This window comes from Streptomyces sp. NPDC005492 (assembly GCF_040605995.1).
Taxonomy (GTDB): domain Bacteria; phylum Actinomycetota; class Actinomycetes; order Streptomycetales; family Streptomycetaceae; genus Streptomyces.
On sequence record NZ_JBEXDX010000108.1, the window covers coordinates 3,426 to 5,029 of the forward strand.

At 56.5% G+C, this 1,604-nt stretch carries 1 rRNA gene (only partly in view); it reads left to right on the forward strand.

The annotated features are described in order from the left end of the window. Nucleotides 1-1,582 (forward strand): 23S ribosomal RNA (locus tag ABZT04_RS45825); it begins 1,627 nt to the left of the window's first position. Nucleotides 1,583-1,604 lie beyond the last annotated feature (22 nt).

The following is a 1,604-nucleotide window of genomic DNA, read 5'->3' on the forward strand; positions in this document are numbered from 1 at the left end:
CGAACCAGGCGATGCTAAGTCCGTGAAGCCGTTCCGGACCCTTCGGGGAATGGAAAGTGGTGGAGCCGACAGTCCAGACCTGTAGTAGGTGAGTGATGGGGTGACGCAGGAAGGTAGTCCATCCCGGGCGGTGGTTGTCCCGGGGTAAGGGTGTAGGACGTGGTCTAGGTAAATCCGGATCACACATAGTCTGAGACCTGATGCCGAGCCGATTGTGGTGAAGTGGATGATCCTATGCTGTCGAGAAAAGCCTCTAGCGAGTTTTATGGCGGCCCGTACCCTAAACCGACTCAGGTGGTCAGGTAGAGAATACCGAGGCGTTCGGGTGAACTATGGTTAAGGAACTCGGCAAAATGCCCCCGTAACTTCGGGAGAAGGGGGGCCATCACCGGTGAGAGAGTTTTCCTCTTGAGCTGGGGGTGGCCGCAGAGACCAGCGAGAAGCGACTGTTTACTAAAAACACAGGTCCGTGCGAAGCCGTAAGGCGATGTATACGGACTGACGCCTGCCCGGTGCTGGAACGTTAAGGGGACCGGTTAGTCACTCTTCGGGGTGGCGAAGCTGAGAACTTAAGCGCCAGTAAACGGCGGTGGTAACTATAACCATCCTAAGGTAGCGAAATTCCTTGTCGGGTAAGTTCCGACCTGCACGAATGGCGTAACGACTTCTCGACTGTCTCAACCATAGGCCCGGTGAAATTGCACTACGAGTAAAGATGCTCGTTTCGCGCAGCAGGACGGAAAGACCCCGGGACCTTTACTACAGTTTGATATTGGTGTTCGGTTCGGCTTGTGTAGGATAGCTGGGAGACTGTGAAGCTTGGACGCCAGTTCAGGTGGAGTCGTCGTTGAAATACCAGTCTGGTCGTGCTGGATGTCTAACCTGGGTCCGTGATCCGGATCAGGGACAGTGTCTGATGGGTAGTTTAACTGGGGCGGTTGCCTCCTAAAGAGTAACGGAGGCGCCCAAAGGTTCCCTCAGCCTGGTTGGCAATCAGGTGTTGAGTGTAAGTGCACAAGGGAGCTTGACTGTGAGACCGACGGGTCGAGCAGGGACGAAAGTCGGGACTAGTGATCCGGCGGTGGCTTGTGGAAGCGCCGTCGCTCAACGGATAAAAGGTACCCCGGGGATAACAGGCTGATCTTCCCCAAGAGTCCATATCGACGGGATGGTTTGGCACCTCGATGTCGGCTCGTCGCATCCTGGGGCTGGAGTCGGTCCCAAGGGTTGGGCTGTTCGCCCATTAAAGCGGTACGCGAGCTGGGTTTAGAACGTCGTGAGACAGTTCGGTCCCTATCCGCTGCGCGCGCAGGAACATTGAGAAGGGCTGTCCCTAGTACGAGAGGACCGGGACGGACGAACCTCTGGTGTGCCAGTTGTTCTGCCAAGGGCATGGCTGGTTGGCTACGTTCGGGAGGGATAACCGCTGAAAGCATCTAAGCGGGAAGCCTGCTTCGAGATGAGTGTTCCCACCCACTAGATGGGTTAAGGCTCCCAGTAGACGACTGGGTTGATAGGCCGGATCTGGAAGCCCCGTAAGGGGTGGAGGTGACCGGTACTAATAGGCCGAGGGCTTGTCCTCAGTTGCTCGCGTCCACTGTGTT